The organism is Streptococcus pseudopneumoniae (assembly GCF_038148935.1).
Taxonomy (GTDB): domain Bacteria; phylum Bacillota; class Bacilli; order Lactobacillales; family Streptococcaceae; genus Streptococcus; species Streptococcus pseudopneumoniae_U.
In genome coordinates this window covers 1-11688 of the sequence record NZ_JBBJZX010000065.1, presented here as the reverse complement: position 1 = coordinate 11688, position 11688 = coordinate 1, and the positions used below count along the sequence as shown (strand labels likewise).

The 11688-nt window shown below is 40.2% G+C and carries 12 protein-coding genes and 2 riboswitches; all 12 genes read left to right on the top strand.

Annotated features, from left to right (window positions below; translation table 11 throughout):
• Positions 1–151 precede the first annotated feature (151 nt).
• The 12 genes from lysS to thiE (WKI42_RS07540) all read left to right on the top strand — a co-directional run bounded on the left by lysS (position 152) and on the right by thiE (WKI42_RS07540) (position 11685).
• Positions 152–1642 carry a lysine--tRNA ligase gene (gene lysS / locus WKI42_RS07595; protein WP_119919981.1) on the top strand — a complete coding sequence of 497 codons (1491 nt, stop codon included), beginning with the start codon at positions 152–154 and terminating at the stop codon, positions 1640–1642.
• Positions 1643–2266: 624 nt separating this feature from the next.
• The gene (gene lctO, locus WKI42_RS07590) at positions 2267–3403 is read left to right on the top strand and encodes an L-lactate oxidase (RefSeq protein WP_088791092.1); all 1137 of its coding nucleotides are present in this window, start codon (positions 2267–2269) and stop codon (positions 3401–3403) included.
• Between the two features lie 147 nt (positions 3404–3550).
• Positions 3551–3639: riboswitch (TPP riboswitch) on the top strand.
• 215 nt (positions 3640–3854) lie between these two features.
• Entirely contained in the window at positions 3855–4523 is a 669-nt protein-coding gene (locus WKI42_RS07585) for a TenA family protein (RefSeq protein WP_173306763.1), read from the top strand.
• Positions 4524–4651: 128 nt separating this feature from the next.
• Positions 4652–5434, top strand: coding sequence for a hydroxyethylthiazole kinase (gene thiM, locus WKI42_RS07580; RefSeq protein WP_368081603.1), 783 nt, complete (start codon positions 4652–4654; stop codon positions 5432–5434).
• Between the two features lies 1 nt (position 5435).
• On the top strand, positions 5436–6065 hold the full coding sequence (gene thiE / locus WKI42_RS07575; RefSeq protein ID WP_368081602.1) for a thiamine phosphate synthase: 630 nt from the start codon (positions 5436–5438) through the stop codon (positions 6063–6065).
• Between the two features lie 115 nt (positions 6066–6180).
• Positions 6181–6269: riboswitch (TPP riboswitch) on the top strand.
• Between the two features lie 157 nt (positions 6270–6426).
• Positions 6427–6987 carry an ECF transporter S component gene (locus tag WKI42_RS07570; protein ID WP_368081601.1) on the top strand — a complete coding sequence of 187 codons (561 nt, stop codon included), beginning with the start codon at positions 6427–6429 and terminating at the stop codon, positions 6985–6987.
• The gene (locus WKI42_RS07565) at positions 6988–8373 is read left to right on the top strand and encodes an ABC transporter ATP-binding protein (RefSeq protein ID WP_368081600.1); all 1386 of its coding nucleotides are present in this window, start codon (positions 6988–6990) and stop codon (positions 8371–8373) included.
• 1 nt (position 8374) lies between these two features.
• Positions 8375–9025: an energy-coupling factor transporter transmembrane component T gene (locus WKI42_RS07560; protein ID WP_368081599.1), complete on the top strand. Its 651-nt coding sequence runs from the start codon at positions 8375–8377 to the stop codon at positions 9023–9025.
• Between the two features lie 10 nt (positions 9026–9035).
• Positions 9036–9728 carry a thiaminase II gene (gene tenA / locus WKI42_RS07555; RefSeq protein WP_261148690.1) on the top strand — a complete coding sequence of 231 codons (693 nt, stop codon included), beginning with the start codon at positions 9036–9038 and terminating at the stop codon, positions 9726–9728.
• Between the two features lie 4 nt (positions 9729–9732).
• Complete coding sequence (gene thiW / locus WKI42_RS07550; protein WP_020900146.1) at positions 9733–10257, top strand: energy coupling factor transporter S component ThiW; 525 nt, start codon at positions 9733–9735, stop codon at positions 10255–10257.
• Positions 10257–11060 carry a hydroxyethylthiazole kinase gene (locus WKI42_RS07545; protein ID WP_368081598.1) on the top strand — a complete coding sequence of 268 codons (804 nt, stop codon included), beginning with the start codon at positions 10257–10259 and terminating at the stop codon, positions 11058–11060. Before thiW ends, WKI42_RS07545 begins: the two co-directional genes overlap by 1 nt.
• On the top strand, positions 11053–11685 hold the full coding sequence (gene thiE, locus WKI42_RS07540; RefSeq protein ID WP_368081597.1) for a thiamine phosphate synthase: 633 nt from the start codon (positions 11053–11055) through the stop codon (positions 11683–11685). The genes WKI42_RS07545 and thiE (WKI42_RS07540) overlap by 8 nt, the downstream gene beginning before the upstream one ends.
• Positions 11686–11688: the final 3 nt, after the last annotated feature.

Sequence of the window (11688 nt, the reverse complement as noted above, 5' to 3'; positions counted from 1 at the left end):
TAAGTGGAAGTTATTTTGAGAAGTTAGCTAGCGTCAAGTTCTTTTTAGTTTTGAAAGATTATCCGTGAATTTCTTGCTTATTTATGATAAAATGGGAGTATCGCAAAAATGACTCATCGTATTCAATTTTGAGTAAATCTAGGAGGATCCCATGTCAACAGAACATATGGAAGAACTAAATGACCAGCAGATCGTTCGCCGTGAAAAAATGGCTGCGCTCCGTGAACAAGGAATTGATCCTTTCGGAAAACGCTTTGAACGCACTGCAAATTCACAAGAATTAAAAGATAAATATGCCGACCTCGATAAGGAACAATTACACGATAAAAACGAAACAGCTACTATCGCAGGACGATTGGTAACCAAACGTGGTAAAGGTAAAGTAGGTTTTGCCCACCTTCAAGACCGCGAAGGTCAAATCCAGATCTATGTTCGTAAGGATGCTGTCGGTGAAGAAAACTACGAAATCTTCAAAAAAGCAGACCTTGGTGATTTCCTTGGTGTCGAAGGTGAAGTGATGCGTACAGATATGGGAGAACTCTCTATCAAGGCTACTCACATCACACACTTGTCCAAGGCTCTTCGTCCTCTTCCTGAGAAATTCCATGGTTTGACAGACGTTGAAACAATTTACCGTAAACGTTACCTTGACTTGATTTCTAACCGTGAAAGCTTTGAACGCTTTGTCACTCGTTCAAAAATCATCTCTGAAATCCGTCGTTACCTTGACCAAAAAGGTTTCCTTGAAGTGGAAACACCTGTTCTTCATAACGAAGCTGGTGGTGCTTCTGCCCGTCCATTTATCACCCACCACAATGCCCAAAACATTGACATGGTACTTCGTATCGCGACTGAGCTTCACTTGAAACGCCTTATCGTGGGTGGTATGGAACGTGTCTATGAAATTGGCCGTATCTTCCGTAACGAAGGAATGGATGCTACTCATAACCCTGAGTTTACTTCTATCGAAGTCTACCAAGCTTATGCTGACTTCCAAGACATCATGGACTTGACTGAAGGCATTATCCAACATGCTGCTAAATCAGTCAAAGGTGATGGCCCAGTTAACTACCAAGGAACTGAAATCAAGATTAACGAACCATTTAAACGTGTTCACATGGTGGATGCTATCAAAGAAATTACTGGTGTCGATTTCTGGCAAGACATGACTTTGGAAGAAGCTAAAGCTATCGCTGCTGAGAAAAAAGTTCCTGTTGAGAAACACTATACTGAGGTTGGTCACATCATCAATGCCTTCTTTGAAGAGTTTGTTGAAGAAACTTTAATCCAACCAACCTTTGTCTATGGACATCCAGTAGCTGTATCTCCACTCGCTAAGAAAAATCCTGAAGACCAACGCTTTACAGACCGTTTCGAGCTCTTCATCATGACTAAGGAGTACGGTAATGCCTTTACTGAGTTGAACGATCCAATCGACCAGCTTAGCCGTTTTGAAGCCCAAGCTAAAGCCAAAGAACTTGGTGATGATGAAGCAACAGGTATCGACTATGACTACATCGAGGCTCTTGAATACGGTATGCCACCAACAGGTGGTTTGGGAATTGGTATCGACCGTCTTTGCATGCTCCTCACTGATACAACAACTATCCGTGATGTATTGCTCTTCCCAACAATGAAATAAGCTCTTATCCTCTGGTACTTGTCAGAGGATTTTTTTGATGAAAAAAGAGACTGAATTTAAGGAGAAAATGAAGTATAGTGTGTTGAAGTTGAAATAGTACACTTTGATTTCTAAGATATTGTTAGAAATTGGTTTAAATTCCCTAATCAATTTGCGCATGTTTTATTTCATTTTACGATAGTACGCTGAAACTTTTCAAAAAGTACTAGAAATTGACTTGGATTCTCCAATTGATTTGTTCAGATTCACTATAAATAAAAAATTAATAAGTGGGATAGGAAGTTAGCGTCAACTAGGATAGTATCTTGCTTAAACAGTATATATGGGACTGATATAAGTCCCTAGGCCCTATTAGAGGATGTTCTGGTGTCTTATTCACTTGTTTTTTATAGCATTGGTAGATAGAATCAGCAAATAAAAAAGTAGTTCAAATGCCTGGCAGCAAAAAATCTCAACGATTCACTTAATATAGACTAAAGTTTAGAGTTTAAGGAAAGTAGGGATAGTATATTGTATGAAAAAATAAGATGGTTTTTAAGCAAAACTCTTGAAAATGATTGAAAAAAGAGTTATTATAGATGTATAGTAAAAAGCAAACGCTTACTTAATCAAGGAGGACAGTTTATGTCATACAAAACAAGCAATGCAGAAGGGCATGTAGATTTCATCAATACCTATGATTTGGAGCCCATGGCGCAAAAAGTGATTCCTAAAGCAGCATTTGGCTATATCGCCAGTGGAGCAGAAGATACTTTCACTTTACGTGAGAATATCCGCGCCTTTAACCACAAGCTCATCGTTCCGCATACGCTTTGCAATGTAGAAAATCCAAGTACAGAGATTGAATTTGCAGGTGAAAAATTGTCTTCACCAATCATTATGGCGCCTGTTGCGGCTCATAAATTAGCGAATGAACAGGGTGAAGTGGCGACTGCGCGTGGTGTGCATGAGTTTGGTTCTCTTTATACAACTAGCTCATACTCTACTGTTGACCTTCCAGAGATTTCTGAAGCCCTCCAAGGGACACCTCATTGGTTCCAATTTTACTTTAGTAAAGATGATGGCATTAACCGCCACATCATGGATCGTGTGAAGGCTGAAGGTTATAAAGCGATTGTCTTGACGGCAGATGCTACTGTAGGGGGTAATCGTGAGGTTGATAAGCGTAATGGTTTTGTCTTCCCAGTTGGCATGCCGATTGTTGAAGAATATCTGCCAGAAGGTGCTGGTAAATCAATGGACTTTGTTTACAAATCAGCTAAACAACGCTTGTCTCCACGTGATGTAGAATTTATCGCTGAATACTCAGGACTTCCTGTGTATGTCAAGGGACCACAATGCCGTGAGGATGTTGAACGTTCGCTTGCTGCAGGTGCCTCTGGTATCTGGGTAACCAACCACGGTGGTCGTCAAATCGACGGTGGACCAGCTGCCTTTGATTCACTTCAAGAAGTGGCAGAAGCAGTTGATAAACGTGTGCCAATTGTCTTTGACTCTGGTGTTCGTCGTGGTCAACATGTCTTTAAAGCCTTGGCTTCAGGAGCAGACTTGGTAGCTATTGGTCGCCCGGTTATCTATGGCTTGGCACTCGGCGGTAGTGTTGGTGTGCGCCAAGTCTTTGAACACTTGAATGCGGAATTGAAGACAGTCATGCAGTTGTCTGGAACTCAGACTATTGAAGATGTCAAACATTTCAAACTCCGTCACAACCCATACAACCCAACCTTCCCAGTTGACCCCCGCGACTTAAAATTGTATTGATAAAATGATTGCCTCCACTGAATGTGGAGGTTTTTCTTCGTGTATTGGAAGAATAAATCGCTATCAAAAACTATATAAAGATATTTTTCGGTCAAATATCTTGCTAGGGCTTTCATTTTTTGCTATACTGGTGTAGTAATTAAATAATAGAGACATTTGGGGTGCTTTAGGCTGAGATGATACCCATTGAACCTGATACAGTTAAGACTGGCGAAGGGAAATGTAAAACGTTTTTTCGTATGGCGAAATGAACGGTCTAATCTTGTAAGTCAACTCTAATTCTTGATTGTAATTGGAGTTTTTTTGTTTATATAAACTGGATAGTCTTGTTTAGGTAGCTCTCTGCAAATGCCCTCAATGTTCTTTAAAAGGATCAAGTGGAATTAGGATTTTACTTGGTATCTCTTGGTGTTTTATTGATTACTAAGGAGTAAAGAGAGGAAAAATAAATATGGAAACACAGGTTTATGCATTTGAGCCAGGTCTGACTGTTGAAGAATTATTAAAAAGCAGTCAGAAGGATTGGCAAGCTGCAATCAATCATCGTTTTGTCAAGGAACTTTTTGCAGGGACAATTGAGAATAAGGTCTTAAAGGACTACCTGATTCAAGATTATCATTTCTTTGATGCCTTCTTATCCATGCTGGGTGCCTGCGTAGCCCACGCAGACCAGCTTGAATCCAAGCTTCGTTTTGCCAAGCAACTAGGCTTTCTTGAAGCAGATGAAGATGGTTATTTCCAAAAGGCTTTCAAAGAGTTAAAAGTATCTGAGAATGACTATCTGAAAGTGACCTTGCACCCTGTAACAAAAGCCTTTCAGGATTTAATGTATTCTGCTGTTTCTTCATCAGACTATGCCCATCTTTTGGTCATGCTGGTCATTGCAGAGGGTCTCTATTTAGACTGGGGTTCTAAAGATTTGGCTCTACCTGAAGCCTATATTCATTCGGAATGGATCAATCTCCATAGAGGTCCTTTCTTTGCAGAGTGGGTTCAATTTCTTGTTGACGAACTCAATCGTGTCGGGAAAGGTCGAGAAGATTTGACAGAACTTCAGCAACGCTGGAATCAAGCGGTCGCTTTAGAATTAGCCTTTTTTGATATTGGTTACGATGTCTAGGGAAAGTTCAGGGTACTGACAAATTTGACGAGGTAAATCATTCAATGTAACTGAAAAAAATTCTCAACTAAAGATAGAGATAAATCGAAATCAATAGATCGTATAAAGTGAAAAGGAAGGAATTCAATATGACAAGTTTAAAATTATTAAAAGAAAAAGCACCATTGGTCATTTGTATCACCAATGATGTAGTAAAAAATTTCACAGCAAATGGATTAGTAGCACTGGGTGTCTCACCAGCCATGAGTGAGTTTCCAGCAGATTTAGAGGATTTATTAAAGTATGCTGGTGGCTTATTAATAAATATAGGAACATTGACAGATGAAAATTGGAAATTATACCAAGCTGCTCTTAAAATTGCAGAGAAATATAATGTCCCAGCAGTTTTAGATCCTGTAGCCTGTGGAGCAGGAGAATATAGAAAAAAAGTAGCAGATGATCTAATTAACAATTACAAACTAGCAGCGATTAGAGGAAATGCTGGCGAGATTGCCTCTTTAGTAGGAATAAGTGTGGCATCTAAAGGAGTAGATAGTGTGGGAGTAGATAATATTGACGAGATTGCTCTAGCAGCAAATGAGAAGTTCAATATTCCTATAATAGTAACAGGTGAAGTGGATGCGATTGCTGTTAATGGAGAAGTGGTAACGATTCATAATGGTAGTGCCATGATGCCAAAAGTCATTGGGACAGGATGTTTATTAGGGGCAGTGGTAGCAAGCTTTATCGGACTAGAAAAAGGTCAAGAATTGAAATCATTAGAAACAGCAATGTTGGTTTACAATATCGCTGGAGAAATGGCAGAAAAACGTCCAAATGGACATCTTCCTGGAACATTTAAAGTTGAATTTATGAATGCCTTATACGAGATTTCAGATGAAGATGTAAAGGAATTCAAAAGAGTGAAGTAAAATGTTTCATAAAGAATTACTAAAACTATATTTTATTTGTGGAACGACTACTTGCCAAGGAAAAGATCTATATAGAGTCGTTGAGGAAGCCTTAAAAGGTGGTATAACCTTATTTCAATTTCGTGAAAAAGGTGAGGGAGCCCTGGAAGGTAAAGAAAAAGTTAAATTAGCAATTAAACTACAGGATCTTTGTAAAAAATACAATGTTCCGTTTATTGTTAATGATGATATTGATTTGGCGATGGAAATTGACGCTGATGGCGTACATGTAGGACAAGATGACCTTGGAGTTGATGAAATTAGAAAATTGATGCCAGATAAAATAATTGGTCTTTCTATAAAAAACGAGAAAGAATTTCAACAGTCAAAAGTTGAATATGTAGATTATGTTGGTGTTGGTACTGTATTTGATACCCAGTCAAAAGATGATGCTGGTGGCGCTATAGGTTATGAAGGTCTTAAATTGATGAGAAAACTATTGCCACAAATGCCCTTAGTTGCAATTGGTGGGATACAGACGCAACATATTAAAGACATTATGAAGACCAATGTTGACGGTGTTTCAATCATTTCAGCAATATCGTATGCAAAAAATATAAAAAAAACTGTTCGGGAAATGAGTGAACAATAGATATAGATCTAACCCAAGAAAGATCTGCTGTCTTTGTGAGTGCAAGGCTGTATTTCCAGTTCAATTTCTTGAACTAGTATAAAATGTGTGTTATAATAATCACATAATTAAATAATAAAGACATTTGGGGTGCTTTAGGCTGAGATGATACCCATTGAACCTGATACAGTTAATACTGGCGAAGGGAAATGTGAAATGTTTTTTTCGTATGTCGAAAAGAACGGTCTAATCTTGTAAGCTAAACTCTAATTCCTATCTGTAATTAGAGTTTTTTCTTTTACGAAACTGGATGAAGGTGATATAAAGCCTTTTGGTAGCTCACCTTGAGCACCCCACTTTTCTTTAAAAAAGGAGTTTTTTTATGTTGAAAAAATGGCAGTTAAAAGATGTTATCTTGCTTGCTTTCTTGTCTATCTTTTTTGGTGGGGTTTTCGTTGGTTCAGGATATGTGTATAATATTCTCAGCCTACTCTTAACACCTCTTGGTTTACAGGCCTTTGCCAATGAAATCCTCTTTGGTCTCTGGTGTATGGCTGCGCCTATTGCGGCCATCTTTGTTCCAAGAGTCGGAAGTGCAACGATTGGTGAAGTGCTAGCTGCGCTTGCCGAAGTCCTTTATGGTAGCCAATTCGGTCTAGGTGCCCTTTTGTCTGGCTTGGTTCAAGGTTTGGGAAGTGAACTTGGTTTTATCGTAACCAAGAATCGCTATGAAAGTTGGCTCTCTCTAACTGCAAGTAGTATTGGGATTACGCTTGTTAGTTTTATCTATGAATACATTAAGTTAGGTTACTATGCCTTCTCCCTTCCTTTTGTTCTTTCCTTACTAGTGGTACGTTTTATTTCTGTTTATTTCTTCTGTACCATTTTGGTTCGTGCCATTGTCAAACTTTATCATCAGTTTGCAGCTGGGGGCAAGGCATAGATGGGGCTGGAACTACGAGCGATTCAGTCCCCAATCTTCTCTGAGCCGCTTGATTTTACTTTTCATGCGCAAGCCTTTACCTTGTTAGTTGGGAGCAGTGGTTCAGGAAAATCGAGCCTCTTTCAAGTTATTGCCCAAGTTAGTTCTCTTCCCTATAGCGGTCAAGTACTGATAGATGGGAGCGAAGTCAGTCAGCTTTCTATCATCGAACGTGTCCAAACGGTTGGTATTCTCTTGCAAAATCCTAATCATCAATTTACCATGGAGAGCTTGTTTGAGGAGTTGGTTTTTACCATGGAAAATATCGGCTATCACCTTCAGGAAATTGATTCTAAAATAGCAGAGGTGGTCCAGCAATGTCATTGCAAGGACATCTTGCACCGTCCAATTCATCACTTATCAGGTGGGGAAAAGCAAAAGGCTGCTTTGGCTGTTCTCTTTGCTATGAATCCTAGGGTCTATCTTTTGGATGAGCCCTTTGCTTCCATTGATCGCAAGAGTAGGATAGAGATATTGGAGATTCTAAAAGAGTTGGTCTCTAATGGGAAGACAGTTATTTTGTGCGACCATGATTTATCTGATTATGAAGCCTATATCGACCATATGGTGGAGCTAAGAGACGGACAACTAAGGGAAGTGTTTCAAATCCCTACCTCTGAGATGACACAGGTTGCTTCAAAGGAGGTTGCTTCTAGATCAGAACTATTCCATATGGATCGAACGACTTGTGAGCTGGATAAGCGTCCCCTCTTTTCGATTGCGGATTTCACATTCTACCAAGGAATTTCTTGTATCTTGGGTGATAATGGTGTCGGGAAATCCACCCTCTTTCGGTCTATTCTTCAATTTCAAAAGTATAAGGGGCGCATTACCTGGAAGGGGACAGTCCTGAAAAAGAAAAAGAGTTTGTACCGTGACCTGACGGGTGTTGTTCAGGAAGCTGAGAAACAGTTTATCCGAGTCAGTCTGCGAGAGGAACTTCAATTAGATGGACCTGATTCTGAAAGAAATCAACGAATTTTCCAAGCTTTACGATATTTTGATCTAGAGCAGGCACTCGATAAGAGTCCTTATCAATTAAGTGGTGGTCAGCAAAAGATTCTTCAGCTCTTGACCATCTTGACCAGCAAGGCTTCTGTGATTTTGCTAGATGAGCCTTTTGCAGGTTTGGATGATAGAGCTTGCCATTATTTCTGTCAGTGGATTCTGGAGGAGAGAAATCAAGGAAGAAGTTTTCTGATCATTAGTCATCGTTTAGATCCCTTGATCTCTGTGGTTGATTATTGGATTGAGATGACTAGTCAGGGTCTTTGTCATGTGAAATCAGTGACAGTTACCAAACCACTTACATCTCAGAGTAGCAATACTCAAGGGGAGGTGAAATAGTATGGTCAAAGTATCAACCCAGACACCGATTATCAGTCTCTTTTTGCTGATTTTATCCTTGGAAACATCTTTCATTCCTTCGATTGCTCTTAATCTCTCGGTAGTTGCATTTTGTATTCTCTTTATGCTCTATTACCGTAGATTTAAAGTATTGGCTTGGATGATTCTGCTTGCCATTTTGCCATCTTTGGCCAACTACTGGGCAGTTCAGTTACATGGAGATGCTTCGCAGGCAGTCATGCTTGGAACGAGGGCTTTTGTGACCGTTTGTATTGGTCTTGTCTTTGTTTCCTCTATTTCCCTAAAAGAGCTTCTCTTGTACTTGGCTCAAAAGGGGTTATCACGCTCTTGGGCCTATGCCTTGATTGTGGTATTCAATTCCTTCCCCCTTATTCAGCAAGAAATCAAGTCCCTCAAGGAAGCTTGCCTATTACGCGGTCAAGAACTACATTTTTGGTCGCCCTTGATTTATAGCAAGGTTCTGATGACAGTCTTTAGGTGGCGCCATCTTTACCTGAGAGCTCTATCGGCGCATGGATATGACGAACATGCACAGGTGGAGAATCGCTACCGGACTTTTTATATTCCTCAAAGGACAATATTCATCTACCTGCTGTTCTTTTTATTGCTTCAAACCAGTCTATTTTTATAAAGGAGTTATTATGGAATTTACAGATATTGCGATGGAATTATCCAAGGAAGCTTGGCAGGCTTCCTTTCATCATCCCTTTATTTTACAATTACAAGAGGGAAATTTAGAACCTGCCATTTTCCGCTATTACCTGATTCAGGATGCCTACTATCTGAAGGCCTTCTCAGAAATCTATCACCTTTTGGCTGATAAGACTTCAAACCAAGAGATGAAAAGACTCTTGAAACAGAATGCTCAGAGTTTAGTGGAGGGTGAATTATTTATACGCCAACAATTTTTCAAGGAATTGGAAATCAGCGATCAGGAAATGGAGCAACATCCAATCGCTCCCACCTGCTATCATTATATCTCGCACATTTATCGGCAATTTGCAGAGCCAAACTTGGGTATTGCTTTTGCGAGCTTGCTGCCTTGTCCTTGGCTATATCATGATATAGGCAAATCACTTAATCTTAAACCATCACCAAATCCTCTCTACCAACAATGGATTGAAACGTATATTACAGATGAGTTAGAGCAGCAGATCAGAGAGGAAGAGGCTCTGATCAATCAACTCTATCGAGAAAGTGATGAGACAGACAGAAACAAAATGCTAGATGCCTTCCACATCAGTGTTCACATGGAAGCCAAGTTTTGGCAAATGGCCTACCAACACCAGACATGGAAGAGCGATTTACAGTCTTTAGAAACAGGAGAAGAATAGAAATATGAGAAAGCACCAATTACAAGTTCACAAATTAACCATTTTATCCATGATGATTGCCCTTGATGTAGTCCTTACGCCTATCTTTCGGATTGAGGGAATGGCACCGATGTCCAGTGTAGTCAATATTCTAGCAGGAATCATGATGGGACCTGTTTATGCTTTGGTTATGGCTACAGTGACAGCTTTTATCCGTATGACGACTCAAGGGATTCCGCCTTTAGCTCTTACAGGAGCGACTTTTGGAGCCCTTCTGGCAGGTCTCTTTTATAAGTACGGTCGAAAATTTTACTTTTCTGCCTTGGGAGAAATTTTGGGAACAGGTATTATTGGTTCTATTGTTTCCTATCCTGTCATGGTTCTCTTTACGGGATCTGCGGCCAAGCTCAGCTGGTTTATCTACACTCCTCGATTTTTCGGAGCAACCTTGATTGGTACAGCGATTTCCTTTATTGCCTTTCGATTTTTAATCAAGCAGGAATTCTTTAAAAAAGTGCAGGGATATTTCTTTGCTGAAAGGATAGACTGATGCAGGCATTTACAAATCCTTTTCCGATAGGCTCTAGTTCCCTAATTCACTGTATTACCAATGAAATTTCTTGTGAGATGCTGGCCAATGGAATTTTGGCGCTGGGATGTAAACCTGTCATGGCAGATGATCCCCGTGAGGTTCTTGATTTTACCAAACAAAGTCAAGCACTCTTCATCAATTTAGGGCATTTGTCAGCTGAGAAGGAAAAAGCAATTCGTATGGCAGCTTCTTATGCAAACCAAGCTTCTCTCCCGATGGTAGTAGATGCGGTTGGTGTATCAGCGTCGCCCATTCGTAATAGCTTAGTTAAAGACCTTTTAGACTATAGACCCACAGTTCTTAAAGGAAATATGTCGGAAATCCGAAGTCTTGTTGGCTTAAAACACCATGGAGTTGGGGTCGATGCGAGTGCTAAAGATCAAGAAACTGAGGATTTGCTTCAAGTCTTGAAAGAATGGTGTCAGCTTTATCCTGGTATGTCATTCTTAGTCACTGGTCCCAAGGACCTTATAGTGTCAGAAAATCAAGTGGCTGTATTGGGAAATGGCTGTGCAGAATTAGACTGGATAACAGGGACAGGAGACTTGGTTGGAGCCTTGACAGCCGTTTTTCTCAGCCAAAGAAAGACTGCCTTTGAAGCTTCGTGTCTAGCGGTTTCTTATCTCAATATCGCTGCTGAGAGAATAGTTGTTCAAGGAATTGGATTGGAAGATTTTCGTTACCAAGTACTCAATCAGCTTTCGCTCCTCAAAAGAGATGAAAACTGGCTAGATGGCATCAAAGGAGATATTTATGAATAGAGAAGCACTTAGACTATATCTGGTAACCAATCGCTATCAAGATTCCGTGGAAAGATTTCTTGCAAAAGTTGAGACTGCCTGCCGTTCAGGGGTTACCATAGTACAATTACGAGAAAAAAATCTCACAACCAATCAATATTATCAACTGGCAAAACAAGTCAAGGAAATAACAGATGCCTATCAGGTCCCCTTGATAATCGATGATCGGTTGGATATCTGTCTTGCAGTCGATGCTGCAGGTCTGCATATCGGAGACGATGAGTTACCCGTTTCGGTTGCCCGCAAAGTCTTGGGTCCTGAAAAAATCCTCGGTGTCACCGCTAAAACGGTTAAAAGAGCTCTGGAAGCGGAGAAATCAGGTGCAGATTACTTGGGGACAGGAGCCATTTTTCCAACCACCACCAAGGAAAATGCGCCCATTACTCTGATATCGACCTTGAAAACAATTTGCCAAACGGTCGCCATTCCAGTAGTTGCTATTGGAGGCTTGACTTCAGAGAACATTGACCAGCTTATGGGCACTGGCATAGCTGGAGTAGCAGTCGTACGCGATCTGATGCAGGCAGAAGATATTGAGGCAAAAACCCAAGCCTTTTTATCAAAGTTGGATGACATTATTTCCTAACTA